Genomic DNA, 16,790 nt, shown 5'->3' on the forward strand with positions numbered 1-16,790 from the left:
TCCCAAGAAGAGGCTTCATGGCCCCGCGCCCGACCTACTGCATCTCCTCCGCCATCCCCTACGCCAACGGCGCCCCGCACATCGGCCACGCCTACGAGCGCATCGCCCAGGACGCTTTCGCGCGGTTCAAGCGGCTCGACGGCTTCGACGTGCTGAGCCTGTCCGGCATGGACGAGCACGGGCAGAAGATGCAGCAGACGGCCGCGCGCGAGGGCCTGACGCCTCAGGGGCTCGCCGACCGCACGGCCGCGCAGTTCCTCGCCATGAACCGGCTGCTCGGCACCGAGGCCGACGACGTTGTGCGCACCACCGAGCCGCGCCACCGCGCGGCCGCGCAGGAGATCTGGCGGCGCATGGAGGCGCGCGGCGACGTCTACCTGTCGAGCTACGAGGGCTGGTACTCGGTCCGCGACGAGGCCTTCCACGACGAGGCCGACCTCGTCGACGGGCCGGACGGCACGCGCCTCGCGCCCACGGGCACGCCGGTCGAGTGGGTCGCCGAGGAGAGCTGGTTCTTCCGCCTGTCGGCCTACGGCGACCGGCTGCTCGCCCATTACGCCGCCCACCCCGACTTCGTCGTGCCGGACAAGTACTTCAACGAGGTCCGCTCCTTCGTGTCGCGCGGCCTCAAGGACCTGTCGATCAGCCGCACGGCCTTCGACTGGGGCGTGCCGGTGCCGGGCGACCCGAAGCACGTCATGTACGTGTGGGTCGACGCGCTGACCAACTACCTGACCGGGACCGGCTTCCCGGACGCCGCGGACCCGCGCGGACGATTCTGGCCGGCCGACGCGCACGTGATCGGCAAGGACATCTCGCGCTTCCACGCCGTGTTCTGGCCCGCCTTCCTGATGTCGGCCGGGCTGCCGCTGCCGCGCCGGATCGTGGTGCACGGCTTCCTGTTCAACAAGGGCGAGAAGATGTCGAAGTCCGTCGGCAACGTCATCTCGCCGGCGACCCTGGCCGAGCATTACGGCGTCGACCCGCTGCGCTACTTCTTCCTGCGCGAGGTGCCGTTCGGCCAGGACGGCAGCTACTCGCACGAGGCCATCGTGGCGCGCATCAACGCCGACCTCGCCAACGGCATCGGCAATCTCGCGCAGCGCTCGCTGTCCATGATCGCCAAGAACTGCGGGGGCAGGGTGCCGGAGCGCGGCGACCTGAGCGAGGCCGACCAGGCCCTCCTGGCCGAGGCCGACGCCCTCCTCCCGCAGGCGCGGGACGCCATGGACCGCCACGCCCCGCACGACTACCTCGCCGCCGCATGGCGCGTGATCGCCTCGGCGGACCGCTACTTCGCGGGCGAGGAGCCCTGGGTGAAGCGCAAGACCGACCCGGCCCGCATGGCGACCGTGCTGGCCGTGGTGGCCGAGGTGGTGCGCGAGCTCGCCATCCTGCTCCAGCCCGCCATGCCGGGCGCGATGGCGCGGCTGCTCGACTTCCTCGCCGTGCCGGCCGACGCCCGCGACTTCGCCCACCTCGAGGCCGACCACCGCCTGGCGTCCGGCACCGCCCTGCCCGCGCCCTCCGGCGTGTTCCCCCGCTACGTCGAGGCGGAGCCGGCCGCGTGAACCTGACCGATAGCCACTGCCACCTCGACTTCCCCGAGTTCTCGCCCGAGCTCGACGCCGTGGTGGAGCGCGCCCGCGCGGCGGGCGTGACGCGCATCATCACGATCTCGACCCGCGTGGCCAGGCACGCCGACATCGCCGCGATCGCCGAGCGGTTCCCGGACGTGTTCTTCACGGTCGGCACCCATCCGCTCCAGGCGGGCGAGGAGCCGGACGTTCCGGTCGAGCGGCTGGTGGAGCTGTCGCGCCATCCGAAATGCGTCGGCATCGGCGAGGCCGGGCTCGACTACCACTACGACGCCGCGCCGCGCGACGTGGCCGACCGCGTCTTTCGCACGCACATCCGGGCGGCGCGCGAGTCGGGCCTGCCGCTCGTGATCCACTCGCGCGACGCCGACGCCGACATGGCCGCGACCCTCGAGGACGAGATGGCCCGCGGGCGCTTCGAGGCGGTGCTGCACTGCTTCACCTCGTCGATGGAGCTGGCGCGGACCGGGCTGGAGCTCGGCCTCTTCGTCTCCTTCTCGGGCGTCGCGACCTTCAAGAACTCGGAAGCCCTGCGCGACGTCGCGCGCACGGTGCCGCTCGACCGCATGCTGGTGGAGACCGACGCGCCCTTCCTCGCGCCGGTGCCGCACCGGGGCAAGCGCAACGAGCCGGCCTTCGTGGCCCAAACGGCGCGCGTCCTCGCCGAGGTGAAGGGCGTCGATCCGGAGACCTTCGCCGCGGCCACCAGCGCCAACGTGGACAGGCTCTTCTCCAAGCTGCCGGCTCGGCTCGGGGCGGCCGCGTGACCGGCACACTCACGATCCTCGGCTGCGGCTCCTCCGGCGGCGTGCCGCGGGTGGGGCAGGGGTGGGGCGCCTGCGACCCCGCCGAGCCGAAGAACGAGCGCCAGCGCTGCTCGGTGCTGCTGGAGCGGCGCGGCGGCGCCGGCACCACGCGCGTGCTGGTCGACACGGGCCCGGACCTGCGCCGGCAACTCTTAGCCCACGCTGTGCCGTCGCTCGACGCGATCGTGCTGACCCACGCCCACGCCGATCACGTGCACGGCATCGACGACGTGCGGCCGCTGGTGCTCGGCGCCCAGCGGCGCATCGCCGCCTACATGGACGCGCCGACCTCGCGCGATGTGGCGGGCAAGTTCGGCTACATCTTCCACACGCCGCCCGGCAGCTCCTACCCGCCGTTGCTCGACGAGCACCGCCTCGTGCCCGGGTGCCCGCAGGCCTTCGACGGGGCAGGGGGGACGATCGAGGTGACGCCGTTCCGCCTGGAGCACGGCGAGATCGACGCGCTGGGACTGCGCGTCGGCGGCATCGCCTACACGCCGGACCTGAACGGCATCCCGCGCGAGAGCGAGCGCTTCCTCGACGCCCTCGACCTCTGGATCATCGACGCGCTGCGCTACAAGCCGCATCCGAGCCACTTCTCGCTCGACGAGGCCTTGGCCGCCATCCGCCGTTTCCGTCCCAAGCGCGCCGTGCTCACCAACCTCCACAACGACCTCGACTATGCCACGCTCCGCGCCGACCTGCCGGACGGCGTGGTGCCGGCCTATGACGGGATGGCGCTGCCGTTCGACTGACCGGCTGATCGCCGGGCAGGGAGGATGGTCGACCGCCCTGCCCTCGTCCGACGTGGCGCCCCGCGTTGCCATGGCGGCGCCGAGCGAAGGACGCCCTCTGTCCTGGACGCAGGAGGTTCGAGCCGAGCGGAGCGCGTCGTCGGCGTAGCGCTCGGCGCGAGGAGACCAGCACGCAAGGCCGAGCATCTCCGCCGTCGGTGTCTCGACCCCGATCGAGGCCTGATCGCCGATGTGCACCCGTCAAGGGCGGATCGGCAAGGGGGCCGAAAAGCGGTAGCCGATCAGGGCGTGGGATCCGTCGAGCCGAGGATTTTGGTCCTCCGAGGCTGGTGTCCGTCGCACCACAGGGGCGCCGCGAAGCGAGCGGTGCACCGCATCGAAGTCACTCGGTCGTCGACATCGAGCCGCACCGGAGGCATGGGCTCGGGGCAGGGCGTGTCTGGCAGGGTCGAAACCTCGAAGGCCGGGCCGCCCCTGCCCTAGCTGGAGTTCGCCCTCGGGCGGCTCCGCGGCGGATCGACCGTTGCGACGGTGACGCGATCGAAAGGTCGACCTGCGAAGGTCGCTCCGCACCGCCGAGAATCCGGCGGGCTGGGCTGAACCGACCCGCAACAGCGATACGAGAGTGTGACCAGGGGCTTGGCTCCGCCCCGAGGTGGACCGTGTACGTTCCATAATATAGATTATGCGAATATTTCGCTCTTCGGCGCCTGAACCGATCTTCCGTCTCTGGCACCGTACTCGTCGTCGCGCGTCTCCGCTCGAGCGCTTTCGGCCACCCTTCCGATGGTCGAACACAGGCCCGCTGGACTCCTGCCGACGCGACATCGCTGATGCCGCTCGTCCGTGGCTCAGATCCGGGTCGAGACCGGCCACCCTATCCACTTCCAGCTCAGCAACGGCGCTCGCGGCCGGGGCCGCCGCTCCGTCGTCCTGATCCCGCCGTGCTCAGAAAAGGCGCGGTTTCGCCCCGGAATAGCGGTGGCGAACGGGCGAAAAATGCGTTAGCGTTCGGTCAAGACGTGGGCTCCGCAGGTCCCCTCCCGCGTCGTCATCGGCTCCCGAAGGGGAACGGAGCTGCGATGGTTGGTTGCGCCGCCGTCGTCGCTGAAAGGTGTAGGCGCACGCCAAGGCGGGGTCGCTTTGGCCGGGTTTCGTGAAGACAATGCCCAGCCACGGTTGTACGCTGAGGGCCCGCGAGAGCGATCGTCGCGGGATTGTGAGACGTGACCATCGAGGGCGCGACATCGGGTCTGCGGTCCGGTCACGGTGTGGGCGGTTGGGTTGAAGGCAAAGACGAGCTGGCGACATGAGCAAAGGTAGAGATTTCCGGGGACCGAGGAAGCGGGGCTTCGACGACGACATGCCGTCGTCCCCCTATGAGTCCCGCCCGTCGCGGCCGCCTTCGCGCCCCTTCGGCAGCGGCGCCCCGAGCGGCTTCGGCGGCGGCGGCGGTGACATGATGTCCGCCCCCCCGGCCGGTCCCACCGTCGATGCCGTCGTCAAGTGGTTCAAGGCCGACAAGGGCTTCGGCTTCGTCGAGCTGCAGAACGGCCAGGGCGACGCCTTCCTTCACATCGGCGCGATCCAGTCGGCCGGCTACGAGACGGTGCCCCCGGGCGCCAAGCTCAAGGTCCTGGTCGGCAACGGCGCCAAGGGTGCCCAGGTGACCCGCGTCGTCGAGGTCGACACGACGGGTGCCCAGGAGCGCGCGCCGCAGCGCTCGTTCGACAGCCCGCGCCCCGCCCGCCGCGCCCCCGATCCGTCGACCGCGGTGTCGGTGTCCGGCAAGGTGAAGTGGTTCGACGACACCAAGGGCTTCGGCTTCGTGTCGAGCAACGATGGCGGCAAGGACATCTTCGTCCACATCTCCATCCTCGGCCCGGCCGGCCTGTCCCACCTCGCGGAGGGCCAGCCCGTCTCGATGCGCGTCGTCGACACCCCGAAGGGCCGCGAAGCCCTTTCGATCTCGGCCGACTGAGCCGATCCGGCGTCCTCGGGAGCCGATCCTGACATCCGATGCCCGCGGATCGCCTCCGCGGGCATTTTCGCGTGTGAACGAGAGTGCCCATGACGCCGTCCCGCGACATAGCCCGCCTGATCGAGATCATGGCGGCGCTGCGCCACCCGGAGACGGGTTGCTCCTGGGACTTGGCGCAGAGCTTCGCTAGCGTGGCGCCCTACGCCGTCGAGGAAGCCTACGAGGTGGCGGACGCCGTCGAGCGCGGCGACCGCGAGGACTTGCGCGAGGAACTGGGCGACCTGTTGCTCCAGGTCGTGTTCCAGGCCCGCATCGCCGAGGAGGAAGGCAGCTTCGACTTCGGCGGCGTCGTCGAGGCCATCACGGCCAAGCTGGTGCGCCGTCACCCGCACATCTTCGGCGACCGGCGCGACCTCACGCCCGCCGAGGTGAAGGCCGCCTGGGGCCGGATCAAGGCCGAGGAGAAGGCCGAGCGCGAGTGCCGCGCTGGACCGGGGCAGGGCGCACCGGGGCTGCTGAGCCGCGTCGGGACCGGCATCGCCCCCCTGCCCCGCGCCGTGAAGCTCCAGCGCGTCGCCGGCACGGTCGGCTTCGATTGGAACGACACCCGCGCGGTGCTCGAGAAGATCCGCGAGGAGGCCGACGAGGTCGAAGCCGCGCTCGGCGACCGCACGGCCGTCGCGGACGAGATCGGCGACCTGCTCTTCGCCGTGGCCAACCTCGCGCGGCACGCGGGCGTCGACCCCGAAGTCGCGCTGCACGGCGCGAATCGCAAGTTCGAGCGGCGCTTCGGCCACATCGAGCGGTCACTGGCCTCGCGCGGGTCGAGCCTGCAGGAGGCCGACCTCGACGCCATGGAGGCGCTGTGGACCGAGGCGAAAGCGCTGGAACGGCAGGCCTGAACAGGTCCAGGGCAGGGCGCCCTTCGGCGCCGCCGCTCCGGCCTGGATTCTCGGTAGTCCGCACTCTGTCGTATTTGGAGGAGGCGCGAGAGCTGCCCTCGAGGGCTTCGCCCTGCCCCCGACGGGCTTGGGCAACCCGCCTCAGTGCGTCTCGGCCGGGACGCGCTCGGCCTGAGGGAAGCGGTTCTGCACCCGCTCCATGCGCTCCGGCGCCACGCGGACCGTGAGGTGGATCGTGCCGTCCTCGCCGTCCTGCCGGGCCAGGATCTCGGTGGTCTCGTAGAGCCAGTTCAGGCCGCGCCCGTCGCTCGGGTCGAGATCGACGTGGAGCGAGGTCGCGTGGGTGGCGAGCCGACGCTCCACCGTGGCGAGGAGGTCGTCGACCCCCTGCCCCGTCAGGGCCGACACCACCGCGGGCCGCTCGTCCGCACGCTTGTGCGCGGCAGCGTCGAGCGTCGCGGCGAGCCGGTCCTCGTCGAGCAGGTCGGCCTTGTTCCACACCTCGACCACGCGCTCGCGGTCTTCGGCGTCGACGCCGAGCTCGCGCAGGATCGCCAGCACGTCGGCGCTCTGCGCCTGCGTGTCCTCGTGGGCGACGTCGCGCACGTGCAGGATCACGTCGGCCGACACGACCTCCTCCAGCGTCGCCCGAAAGGCGGAGACCAGCATGGTCGGGAGATCGGAAATGAAGCCCACCGTGTCGGACAGGATCACCTTGCCCCGGTGCGGCAACCGCACGACGCGCAGCGTCGGGTCCAGGGTGGCGAAGACCATGTCGTCGGCCAGCACGGCGGCCTTGGTCAGACGATTGAAGAGCGTGGACTTGCCGGCGTTGGTGTAGCCGACCAGCGCCACGGTCGGGAACGGCACGTCGACGCGCGTCTTCCGGTTGGTCGCGCGGGTCTGCTTCACGTGGTCGAGGTCCCGCTCGATCCGCGCCATCCGCTCCTCGATCAGGCGGCGGTCGGTCTCGATCTGCGTCTCGCCGGGCCCGCCGAGGAAGCCGAAGCCGCCGCGCTGGCGCTCCAGGTGTGTCCAGGATCGCACGAGGCGGGACTTTTGGTAGGCGAGGTGGGCCAGTTCCACCTGTAGCGTCCCCTCCTTGGTGCGCGCGCGCCGACCGAAGATCTCCAGGATCAGGCCGGTGCGGTCGATCACCTTGGTGCCGAACGCCTTCTCGAGGTTGCGCTGCTGGACCGGCGACAGGGCGCAGTCCATCACCACGAGACCGATCTCCAGTTCCTCGCAGACCTCCGCGAGTTCCTCGACCTTGCCCTTGCCGAGGTAGGTCGAGGGCCGCACGGCTCCGAGGTTGACGATGACGTCGCGGCGGACGTCGAGGTCGATGGCGTCGCCGAGCGCCACGGCCTCGCCGATGCGCGCCTCGGGCGAGCGCGCCTCGCGCGCGGCAGAGCCCCGCCCGGTCGGGTAGGGCCCGACCACCAGCGTGCGGGTGGCCTCGGCGGCGGTCTTCTCGACGGCGTCCGTGCCGTCGTCCCCGTGTTTCGACTTCAATCGCGTGTCCCGATGGCTCGTCCGATGCCGCCGGGGACCGCGCTCACCGCAGGCGTTCGGCGGCCGGGGCGGCGGCGGCCGCGGCGGCCGGCACGTCCTCGGGCGACTCGAACATCTGGATGGGCTGTCCCGGCATCACGGTCGATATGGCGTGTTTGTAGACCAGTTGCGAGTGGCCGTCCCGGCGCAGGAGGACGCAGAAATTGTCGAACCACGTCACCACACCCTGCAGCTTGACCCCGTTGACCAGGAAGATGGTGAGGGGGACCTTGTTCTTGCGCACGTAGTTGAGGAACGTGTCCTGCAGGTTCTGTGTTCGTTCAGCCGCCATGGTCCTGTCCACTGCTCGTCGCCGCTTGTTCGCGGTCTCGATGCCGCGGCCTCGCCCCCGCGCGACGGATCCGTCCTCGGCCCGTCAAGGCGTCGTCCGGGCGTTCCCGCGGGTGAGGTCGCGCCCGCGCCCCGTCGCCCCGAGGGCGCGCCGCGCGGGCCGCCCGATCCGTCGCCGGGCCGCCTGCATCCCGCCGCATTAGAGGCAGGAACAAGCAGAAGTCGCAAGCGGGATTTCCCTCGCGTCCCCCGGATCAGTCGATGGCGAGGGACTTCAGCTTCCGATGCAGGGCCGAGCGCTCCATGCCGATGAACTCGGCCGTGCGCGAGATGTTGCCGCCGAAGCGGCTGATCTGGGCGACGAGGTACTCGCGCTCGAACACCTCGCGGGCTTCGCGCAGCGGCAGGCTCATCAGCTTCTCGCCCCCTGCCCCGTTGGGCGTCGCCGGCACCAGCGCGCCGATCTCGGAGGGGAGCATGTCGGCGGTGATCTCGGCCTCGGGGTCTCCGGTCGCCAAGATCATCAGCCGCTCGACGTTGTTGCGGAGCTGCCGGATGTTGCCGGGCCAGTCGTGCGACTGCAGCACTGCCATGGCGTCCGCCCCGATCCGGCGCTTGGGCAGCCCGGTGTTGGCCGACACCTGATCCATGAAGAAGGCGACGAGCTCGGGGATGTCGTCGCGGCGCTCCGACAGCGCCGGCACCCGCACCGGCACCACGGCGAGGCGGTGGAACAGGTCCTCGCGGAAGTGGCCCTCCGCGATCAGCGCCGGCAGGTCGCGGGCGGTCGAGGAGATGATGCGGACGTCGACGTGGACGCGCGCCGTGCCGCCGACGCGCTGGAAGTTCTGGTCCACCAGGACGCGCAGGATGCGGCTCTGGGTTTCGCGGGGCATGTCCGCGACCTCGTCGATGAAGAGCGTGCCGCCGTGCGCCTCCTCCAGCGCGCCGACCTTGCGGCCGCGCCCGTCCGCCCCTTCGACGCCGAACAGCTCCGTCTCCATGGCCTCGGGCAGCATGGTGGCGGCGTTGATGACCACGAAGGGGGAGGCCGCGCGGCTGGACCCGGCGTGCACCATGCGGGCTGCCAGCTCCTTGCCGGTGCCGGGCGCGCCCGCGATCAGCACGCGGGAGTTGGCCGGCCCGACCTTGTCGATCACCTGGCGGAGCTGGTTGGCGCTGGTCGAGCGGCCCACCACGCGGTCCGTCGTGAGCGAGCGCGTCTTCAGCTCGACGTTCTCGCGCCTCAGCCGCGACGTTTCGAGCGCCCGCTCGGCCACCAGAACCAGCCGGTCGGCCTTGAAGGGCTTCTCGATGAAGTCGTAGGCGCCCATCTTGATCGCGGAGACGGCCGTCTCGATGTTGCCGTGGCCCGAGATCATCACCACCGGCAGCGTCGGGTGCTGCTCCTTGATGATCTCCAGCAGCTGCAGCCCGTCGAGACGCGAGCCCTGCAGCCAGATGTCCAGGAACATCAGGTGGGGCCGCCGCGCCGCGAGCAGGGCCAGGGCGTCGTCGGCGTCCTTGGCGACGCGCGTGCCGTGGCCCTCGTCCGACAGGATGCCGGAAACGATGTCGCGGATGTCGGCTTCGTCGTCGACGATGAGGATATCCGTGGCCATGGCGGGTCAGGCTTTCTCGGTGAGGGGGCCCGGCGCCGCGTCGACGCCGGTGGTGGCGTCGGCGCGGGCCGGCGCGTCGATGGGGAAATGCATCCGCACCCGGGCGCCGCGGCCGCCGGGCGCGTCGAGCAGTTCGATGCCGCCGCCGTGATCTTCCAGGATCTTGGCCACGATGGCGAGGCCGAGCCCGGTGCCCTCGGCCCGCGTGGTCATATAGGGCTCCAGCAGGCGCTGGCGGTTCTCGGTCGGGAAGCCCTTGCCGTTGTCGACCACGTCGATGACGGCCTGCCCGTCGGGCGCGCGGTGGAGCGACACGGCGATCCGGCCCTGCTCCCGGTCCTCGGGCGGCAGGGTCGCCATGTGGGCGGCCACGCCCTCGGTCGCGTTCTTGACGATGTTGGTCAGGGCCTGGCTGAGGAGCCGACGGTCGAAGCGGGCGATCAGCGGCGCCGAGGGCAGGTCCTCGTCGAGCACGACCTCCGGGTTGCCGACGCGCATCAGGAAGGCCACCTGCCCGAGGCATTTGGCGAGGTCGTCCTCGGCCAGCAGGGCCTTTGGCATGCGGGCGAAGGACGAGAACTCGTCCACCATCCGCTTCATGTCGTCGACCTGGCGGATGATCGTGTCGGTGCACTGGTCGAAGACGTCGCGGCCCTCGGTGATGACCTTGCTGTAGCGCCGCTTCAGCCGCTCGGCGGAGAGCTGGATCGGCGTCAGCGGGTTCTTGATCTCGTGGGCGATGCGGCGCGCAACGTCGGCCCAGGCCGAGGTCCGCTGGGCTGACACGAGGTCGGTGATGTCGTCGAGCGTGACCACGGAGTTGCGCTCGGCTTTCCCGGACAGCTCGCTGGCCACGCGCACGTTGAAGGTCCGCTCCCGGCCCGCGCGGGTCAGCGTCACCTGTCCCTGCTGGAGGCGGGGGCGGCCGCCGCGCTCCGCGAGGATCGGGCCGAGCTCCGGCACCGCCTCGCCGAGCGCCCGGCCCACCGCGGGCGTGCCTGCGGTTTCGACGAGCTTCTGCGCGGAAGCGTTCAGCACCGTCATGTCGCCCCTGGCGTCGATGCCGATCACGGCCGCCGGCACGCCGGACAGCACCGCCTCGGTGAAGAGGCGGCGCGCGTCGATGGTTTCGCGCGCCGCGATCAGCCGGTTCTGCTGGAGCCGCAGGTCAGCGATCATCTTGTTGAAGGTTTCGCCGAGCCGCGCGAGGTCGCCTTCCGAGCGGCGGATCGGCACCTGGACGTAGAGGTTGCCGGAGGACACCTGGTCGGTCGCGTCGATGAGGCGGCGGATCGGCGCCACCAGCAGGTTGGCGAAGGACAGCCCGAGCCAGATCGCCGACAGCAGCATGATGGCGGCGAGCAGGCCGAACATGACGATGAAGGCGAACTGGATCGACTGCCGGTAGTTGTCGAAGGTCGCGAAGGCGCGGGTGATCTCCTCGGCGTGCTGCTGGAAGCCGATGGTGAAGGGGTCGAGCGGCCGCGCGACGTAGAGGAAGCCGTTGTCGAAGCTCGGCAGGTAGCGCAGAGCCACGAAGGTGCGGGCGTTGTCGACATGGTAGCAGATCTGCTCGCCGCGGCGGACGCCTTCGAGCACCTCCGCGTTCGGTATGACCACTTGGGGCGGCTTGCCGGTGTCGACCTTCTCGACCACGGTCCCGCTCGGCGCCATGATCACGGCCGTGGTGAAGCCGAGCGACTGGACGCGCGAGTCGAAAAAGTTTTGGAAGAAGCTGCGGTTGCCGTAGCCGACCCGCGCGCGGGCGAGGTCGAGCGCCGCGAGATCCGCGTCGCGCTGCAGCGAGTCGCACTGCTTGGAGCGGATCAGCTTCCCGGCGTTCGTGGTCTCGCCGATGAAGCTGCCGACCTGATCCATGAACCCGGGGTAGAGGCCCCGCTCCAGCGCCACACCCCCGACGATGGCCATGATGACGCCCGGGACGAGCGCCGTGATGGTGAACAGGCCCACGATGTAGGCGTGCAGCCGCGCGCCCGCCTGCTTGGCCCGCCAAGCCGCGAGCAGCTTCCAAGCTTCCCGCGCCACCAGGGCGCAGAGCACGAGGGCGATCAGCCCGTCCGCCACGAAGACGTCGAGCACCACCGGCCCCTTCGGGGGATCGGTCGGGATGGTGGAGGTGTAGCTCGTGAAGACCGCGAAGCTCGCGAGCGCCGCCACGAGCGAGAGGGCCACCACGATGGGCGCGATGCGCAGGTTGAACCGCCTGTCATCCCGCTTGATCGACGCGTGGTCGAGGCCGTCCCTGCCCGTCGATTCCGTCAAGCGCGTCCATCCATCGATCGGCCGTGCCGAGCGCTCTCGCCGCCCGTCCCCGCCGCGCTGCCGTGCCGGGCCGAGGCCCGTTGCATTTATACAGCACTGTTGCCGGATTGCAGCGAATTCAGGGCGCGAGGGCCCAGGCGGATCGGGACGGGGTTCAGCGCGGCAGGCGCATGAGCTTGATGTCGAGTTCGCGGACCTTCTTGCGCAGGGTGTTGCGGTTGAGACCCAGCATCTCGGCCGCCTTGATCTGGTTGCCGCGCGTGGCCGCCAGGGCGGCGGACACCAGCGGCACCTCGAGCTCGCGCAGGACGCGGTGATAGAGTCCGGGCGGGGGCAGGTCCTCGCCGTGCTTGGCGAAGAGGTCGGCGAGGTGGCGCTCGACCGCGCCCATCAGCCCTCCCTCGTCCGCGCCGCCCGGCGCCTCCATGTTGCCGCCGAGCGGACCGGCCGCGATCTCGGAGGTCGGCGCCATGGTCTGGTTCGGCCGGTTGAGGCCCAGCTCCGCCTCGACCAGCGGCGCGGTGATGACCTCCTGCGGGTAGAGGGCCGCGAGGCGCCGCACGAGGTTTTCGAGCTCGCGCACGTTGCCGGGCCAGCGATAGCGCTTCAGGCGATCGTGGGCGCCGGTGTCCATGTGCTTCAAAGGCAGCCCCTCGGCGGCCGCGGCGGTGAAGAAGTGCCGCGCGAGGTGCGGAATGTCCTCGGCGCGCTCGCGCAAGGGAGGAAGCCGGATCGGCACGACGTTGAGCCGGAAGAACAGGTCCTCGCGGAACAGGCCCTGCTGGATGGTGACGCGCAGGTCCTTGTTGGTGGCGGCGACGATACGGACGTTCGTCTTGATCGGCGTGCGGCCCCCGACCGTGGTGTATTCGGCCTGCTGGAGCACGCGCAGGAGCCGCGTCTGCGCTTCCATCGGCATGTCGCCGATCTCGTCGAGGAACAGCGTGCCGCCCTCAGCCTGCTCGAAGCGCCCGGCCGAGCGCGTGTTGGCGCCCGTGAAGGCCCCTTTCTCGTGGCCGAACAGCTCGGATTCGATGAGGTCGCGCGGGATGGCGGCCATGTTGATGGCCACGAAGGGGCCGCTCTTGCGCTTGCCGTAGTCGTGCAGCGCGCGGGCGACCAGCTCCTTGCCGGTGCCGGACTCGCCGGAGATCATCACGGTGAGGTCGGTCTGCATCAGACGCGCCAGCGTGCGGTAGATCTCCTGCATGGCCGGCGAGCGGCCGATCAGGGGCATCGCGTCGAGTTCCTCGCCCTGCGGCGTGTCCTTCTGGCGCGGTTCCGCCATGGCTCGGCCGACGATCGCCACCAGCTCCTTCAGGTCGAAGGGCTTCGGCAGGTAGTCGTAGGCGCCGCGCTCCGAGGCCTTGATGGCCGTCATGAAGGTGTTCTGCGCGCTCATCACGATGATGGGCAGGTCGGGCCGCAGCTTCTTGATGCGCGGCAGCAGCTCGAAGGCGTTCTCGTCGGGCATGACGACGTCGGTGATCACGAGGTCGCCGTCGCCCGCCTGCACCCAGCGCCACAGCGAGGCCGCCGTGCCGGTGGTGCGGACGTCGTAGCCGGCCCGCGACAGGGCCTGGCTCACCACGGTGCGGATCGCTGTGTCGTCGTCGGCGACGAGGATATGGCCGTTCATCGCCGGTACTTCCCTTTACGCTGTGCGCCGCGAGCTCACGCTTCGCCGCCACCCCGTCCGTCGCGCGCGGCGAACATGGGCAGGAGGACGCGGAAGGTCGTGCGGCGCGGATAGGACTCGCATTCCACGGTCCCGCCGTGGTCGCCGATCACCTTGGCCACCAGTGCAAGTCCAAGGCCAGTTCCGGACGATTTCGTCGTCACGAAGGGGTCGAACAGATGCGCGGCGATGTCGGACGGCACGCCGGGGCCGTTGTCCCGCACGCAGAACTCGAGTGGAAGGCTGACCGGCGTCGGCGACCCCGGCGTGCGCAGCCGCACCCCGGGCCGGAAGGCCGTGGTCAGCTCGATCGTGCCGTCGATCGTGTCGGGGCCGAGGGCCTCGGCGGCGTTCTTGACGAGGTTGAGGAACACCTGGACCAGCTGGTCGCGGTTGCCGAAGACCGGCGGCAGCGACGGATCGTAGGTTTCGGCGAAGCGGATGTGGCGCGCGAAGCCGGCCTGCGCCACGCGCTTCACGTGGTCGAGCACGGCGTGGATGTTGACGCTCTCGCGCTCGATGGGCCGGAGGTCTGAGAAGGCCTCCATGCGGTCGACCAGCTTCACGATGCGGTCGGTCTCCTCACAGATGAGGCTCGTCAGCGCGCGGTCCTCGTCGCCCACCGCGGTTTCCAGGAGCTGGGCCGCGCCGCGGATGCCGGACAGCGGGTTCTTGATCTCGTGAGCCAGCATGGCCGCAAGGGCAGAAACCGAGCGCGCTGCTCCTCGATGGGTCAGCTGCCTGTCGAATTTTGCGGCAATCGACCGTTCCTGCAGCAGGATCATCACGCGGCCGCGCGGCTCCCCCATCGGGCTGACGTGGATGTCGACCACGCGGTCGGGGCCGAGCTTGGGGTTGCCGAGGTCGACCTGGTATTCGTTCAGCGCCGCGCCGCGCTTCACCGCCTGGTCGAGCAGCGCCAGCAGCGGCGACGCGAAGGGCACGACGTCGCCGAGGCGGTGGCGCCTGAGCACCGCGCGGCTCATGTCGAAGAAGGATTCGGCGGCCGCGTTGGCCTCGACGATGGCGCCGTCGGCCTCGACCGTCAGCACGGCGTGCGGCAGGAGGTTCAGCACGTCGCCGGCCTGGGCAAAGCCGCCGTGGGCGCGGGGATCCGGCGACCTCGGTTCGGGCGTGGTCATGCGGCGATGTCCAGGTCGGCATTCAGGTCGAACAGCTCGGCCAGCATACGGCGCGTCGCCCGGTGGTCGCCGCTGGTCGCCATCGCGGCCCGCAGCGTCCCGCAGGCGGCCGCCGCGCCGGGGTCGCCCCGCAGCTCGGCCGCGCGGTGCTCCGCGTAGGCGACGAGGTGCTTGCGGGCGTGCCGGTTGCCGTTCTCGGGGCCGAAACACGCGACGAGCGCATCGAAGTGCTCCAGCGCCGCGTCGCGTCGATCGACGAGGCACGGCATCGTCCAGGCCTCGCCGCGCAGCGCCGCCGCGATCTCGCCGACGAGCCAGGGGCGCCCGACCGCAGCCCGGCCGACCATCACGGCGTCGGCGCCCGACGCGCGCAGCATGGCGCGCGCGTCGGCCACGGAGGCGCAGTCGCCGTTGACCACCACGGGGATCGACACGGCGCGCTTGACGGCCGCCACCGCGGCCCAGTCGGCTCGGCCCTTGTAGAACTGCTGGCGCGTGCGGCCGTGAACGGTGACGAGCGCGACGCCCTCGGCCTCGGCCCGGCGCGCGAGCTCCGGCGCGTTGCGGGCCGCGTCGTCCCAGCCGAGCCGCATCTTGACGGTGACCGGCACCGTCACCGCGGCCACCGTCGCGCGGATCAACTCCACGGCGGCGTCGAGGTCCCGCATCAGCGCGGAGCCGGCGAGGCCGCCCGTCACCTTCTTGGCGGGGCAGCCCATGTTGATGTCGACCGCTACGGCGCCCCCTTCCGCCGCGGCGCGGGCGCCCTCGGCCAGCGCCTCGGCGCGACAGCCCGCGATCTGCACCACGTGGGGGTCGAGCCCGGCGCCGGCGGCCCGCGCGAGGCTCGCCGCCTCCCCGCGCGCCAGATGATCCCCGACCACCATCTCGGACACGGTGAGGGACGCGCCGAAGCGCTGTGCGGCGCGGCGCATGCCGAGATCGGTGACGCCGGCCATCGGCGCCAGGAGCGCGCGGCCGCTCAGCGTGCGCGGCCCGAGGCGGATCGGCGCTCCATCGTGCCCCGCGATCGTTCGATCGGCGGCCGCGTCGGCGGGTGATGTCATCGTGGTCCGGCACCCGGCGCGCCCGCGACCGCGGGAGGCGGTGCCGCTTCGCGCGCCAATCGAAGAACTGCTCACATCATAATCATCGGGCGCACGACGGCAACTCCACCGATCCGCGGGGCAGATCCGACCATCGTTCAGAACGGTGGCACGGTTCCGGGCAGCCACCGCCCGCGCATCCACCGCCGCGCGACCGCTTCGACGCGTCGAGCGTAGTCCGGGAGGACGGGACCGAGGAGCGGAAGCTCCATCGCTTCCGCCATGTCCGAGACGCCGCGGGGATCGATGTCCCGCCTGGCCGCGGCGGCGTGCCGGGCGATCTCCAATTCCTGTCCCCAGAAATAGACGGCGTCGGCTCGCACGTTGGCCTGCATGCGTCGGACCTCTTCGACGCGCCCGTCCGACACCAACGGCAGCCATATATCGGGCATCAGCAGGTCCACGCGCGCGCGGGCCGTCCACGCATAGGCGTCGCCGTGCTCGATCCGGACCTTGTCGCGGGCGTGGTCCGGAAGCTGTGCGAAGACGGCGAGGTCGCGATGCAGGTCCAGCACGTCCTCGTCGCGCTCGACCACGGTCACGGCGGTCACCTCCGGTCGGAGCGCGCAGGCGGCCGCGGCCCAACCCATCCCGAGCCCGAAGATAAGGACGTGGCCGCGAGCGTGGCGGACGCCGATCTCCTGGCTCTCGATCTCGAGCGGCGTGGTCGACATCCACGTTTTCCCGCCGCGCATGAGGGCGGCCATGCCCCGCACGAGGCTCGGCGGAGACCAGTATCCGGGGCAGAGCACGGCCTCCACGATCCGGAGATCCCAGGCGCCCCGGCGCATCGGCCTGTAGACGGGCACGAAAAGGTCGGTCTGGAAGAAGGGCAGGTCCGGTGCGGTCATCGCGGGCCCTTTCTGTCCGACGCCGCGCGCCGGTCGTTGCGGTGCGGATCGCGGCGCAGGGATGCGCGATCGGGGATTGTGGCGGACCGGATCGGGTCTGGATCCCGGTCGGGAGTCAAGGGCCTGCCTCGACTCAGGCAGCGGTGGACGAGAAGCGGCCGTCCCGGCCCGGGAGGCCCACCGCCGTTTGACGGCGCGGCCGAAAGGCTGGAGATAGAACC

The 16,790-nt window shown here is 70.9% G+C and carries 13 protein-coding genes; 5 read left to right on the top strand and 8 right to left on the bottom strand.

Annotation, left to right across the window (positions count from 1 at the left end; all coding sequences use genetic code 11):
* Positions 1-17 precede the first annotated feature (17 nt).
* The 5 genes from metG (at position 18) to mazG (ending at position 6,042) form a co-directional block, all read left to right on the top strand.
* On the top strand, positions 18-1,571 hold the full coding sequence (gene metG, locus L7N97_RS27055; protein WP_237481646.1) for a methionine--tRNA ligase: 1,554 nt from the start codon (positions 18-20) through the stop codon (positions 1,569-1,571).
* On the top strand, positions 1,568-2,365 hold the full coding sequence (locus tag L7N97_RS27060) for a TatD family hydrolase (RefSeq protein ID WP_237481648.1): 798 nt from the start codon (positions 1,568-1,570) through the stop codon (positions 2,363-2,365). The genes metG and L7N97_RS27060 overlap by 4 nt, the downstream gene beginning before the upstream one ends.
* Positions 2,362-3,159 carry an MBL fold metallo-hydrolase gene (locus L7N97_RS27065; RefSeq protein WP_237481650.1) on the top strand — a complete coding sequence of 266 codons (798 nt, stop codon included), beginning with the start codon at positions 2,362-2,364 and terminating at the stop codon, positions 3,157-3,159. Before L7N97_RS27060 ends, L7N97_RS27065 begins: the two co-directional genes overlap by 4 nt.
* A 1,309-nt stretch (positions 3,160-4,468) precedes the next feature.
* Positions 4,469-5,140 (top strand): cold-shock protein, encoded by a 672-nt coding sequence (locus L7N97_RS27070; protein ID WP_237481651.1) that lies wholly within the window; start codon positions 4,469-4,471, stop codon positions 5,138-5,140.
* Between the two features lie 89 nt (positions 5,141-5,229).
* A complete protein-coding gene (gene mazG, locus L7N97_RS27075) occupies positions 5,230-6,042 on the top strand; it encodes a nucleoside triphosphate pyrophosphohydrolase (protein ID WP_237481653.1) in 813 nt (270 codons plus the stop codon).
* 141 nt (positions 6,043-6,183) lie between these two features.
* Here mazG and hflX read toward each other — a convergent pair whose 3' ends face one another.
* The 8 genes from hflX to L7N97_RS27115 all read right to left on the bottom strand — a co-directional run bounded on the left by hflX (position 6,184) and on the right by L7N97_RS27115 (position 16,569).
* Complete coding sequence (hflX, locus tag L7N97_RS27080) at positions 6,184-7,557, bottom strand: GTPase HflX (RefSeq protein ID WP_237481655.1); 1,374 nt, start codon at positions 7,555-7,557, stop codon at positions 6,184-6,186.
* A 43-nt stretch (positions 7,558-7,600) separates the two neighbouring features.
* Positions 7,601-7,888 carry an RNA chaperone Hfq gene (gene hfq / locus L7N97_RS27085; protein ID WP_237481656.1) on the bottom strand — a complete coding sequence of 96 codons (288 nt, stop codon included), beginning with the start codon at positions 7,886-7,888 and terminating at the stop codon, positions 7,601-7,603.
* A gap of 253 nt (positions 7,889-8,141) precedes the next feature.
* Positions 8,142-9,509 (bottom strand): nitrogen assimilation response regulator NtrX, encoded by a 1,368-nt coding sequence (gene ntrX, locus L7N97_RS27090; RefSeq protein WP_237481658.1) that lies wholly within the window; start codon positions 9,507-9,509, stop codon positions 8,142-8,144.
* Between the two features lie 6 nt (positions 9,510-9,515).
* On the bottom strand, positions 9,516-11,792 hold the full coding sequence (locus L7N97_RS27095) for a sensor histidine kinase (RefSeq protein WP_237481659.1): 2,277 nt from the start codon (positions 11,790-11,792) through the stop codon (positions 9,516-9,518).
* A gap of 154 nt (positions 11,793-11,946) precedes the next feature.
* A complete protein-coding gene (ntrC, locus tag L7N97_RS27100) occupies positions 11,947-13,431 on the bottom strand; it encodes a nitrogen regulation protein NR(I) (protein WP_237481661.1) in 1,485 nt (494 codons plus the stop codon).
* A 35-nt stretch (positions 13,432-13,466) separates the two neighbouring features.
* Positions 13,467-14,612: a two-component system sensor histidine kinase NtrB gene (locus tag L7N97_RS27105; RefSeq protein WP_237481662.1), complete on the bottom strand. Its 1,146-nt coding sequence runs from the start codon at positions 14,610-14,612 to the stop codon at positions 13,467-13,469.
* Positions 14,609-15,679, bottom strand: coding sequence for a tRNA dihydrouridine synthase DusB (dusB, locus tag L7N97_RS27110; protein WP_237481664.1), 1,071 nt, complete (start codon positions 15,677-15,679; stop codon positions 14,609-14,611). Before dusB ends, L7N97_RS27105 begins: the two co-directional genes overlap by 4 nt.
* 137 nt (positions 15,680-15,816) lie before the next feature.
* Complete coding sequence (locus tag L7N97_RS27115; RefSeq protein ID WP_237481666.1) at positions 15,817-16,569, bottom strand: hypothetical protein; 753 nt, start codon at positions 16,567-16,569, stop codon at positions 15,817-15,819.
* Between the last annotated feature and the right edge of the window lie 221 nt (positions 16,570-16,790).

The sequence above is a fragment of the Lichenibacterium dinghuense genome (genome assembly GCF_021730615.1).
In the GTDB taxonomy this organism is placed as follows: Bacteria; Pseudomonadota; Alphaproteobacteria; order Rhizobiales; family Beijerinckiaceae; genus Lichenihabitans; species Lichenihabitans dinghuensis.